This is a genomic window from Belnapia arida (genome assembly GCF_016773205.1).
Classification (GTDB): Bacteria; Pseudomonadota; Alphaproteobacteria; order Acetobacterales; family Acetobacteraceae; genus Belnapia; species Belnapia arida.
This window is the reverse complement of the sequence record NZ_JAETWB010000161.1, coordinates 1-746: the sequence shown is the minus strand read 5'-3', so window position 1 is coordinate 746 and position 746 is coordinate 1. Positions and strand designations below refer to the sequence as shown.

The following is a 746-nucleotide window of genomic DNA, read 5'->3' as shown; positions in this document are numbered from 1 at the left end:
CTTGGCCCGGTGCGCGATGGGGAAGTGCATGTAGGCGAGGACGTCTTCCTCGGCGGCGTCCATCAGGGCGGCCAGCTTCGGCACCTTGGGGCGGAGTTGGTCGGCCACTGTGCGCCATTGGGTGTGGGCGGCCGCGGCGTCCTCCTGAGCATAAGCGGTGCCGATCCAGGCCGAGACGATGCGACGCTGGGTCTTCCCGGCATGGGCCAGAGCGGTACGGCCGAAATGCACGCGGCACCGTTGCCAGGTTGCCCGCAGCACCTTGGTCACCGCGGCCTTGAGCCCTTCATGCGCGTCGGAGATGACCAGCTTGACGCCCCGCAGCCCGCGCCGTGCCAAGGAGCGCAGGAAGTCGAGCCAGAACGTCTCCGCCTCGGAGGCGCCGACCGCCATGCCGAGGACCTCGCGCCGGCCATCGGCGTTGACGCCAACTGCGATCGTGACGGCGACGGGGATGATGCGGCCAGCCTCACGGACCTTCACGTAAGTCGCGTCGAGCCATAGGTAGGGCCAGTCGCCCTCAATGGGACGGGAGAGGAAGTCGCCGACCCGCTCGTCGATCTCAGTGCACAGCCGCGAGACCTGGCTCTTGGAGACACCCTCCAGGCCCATGGCGCGGACCAGATCATCGACCGAGCGGGTGGAGATGCCCTGGACATAGGCTTCCTGGATCACTGCCGTCAGCGCCTTCTCCGCCAGCCGCCGGGGTTCGAGGAAGGCCGGGAAGTAGGAGCCACGCCGGAGAC

The 746-nt window shown here is 68.4% G+C and carries 1 protein-coding gene; it reads right to left on the bottom strand.

Annotated features, from left to right (window positions below):
- The coding region (locus JMJ56_RS33190) for an IS256 family transposase (protein ID WP_202836132.1) at positions 1 to 746 on the bottom strand (746 nt) is incomplete at both ends.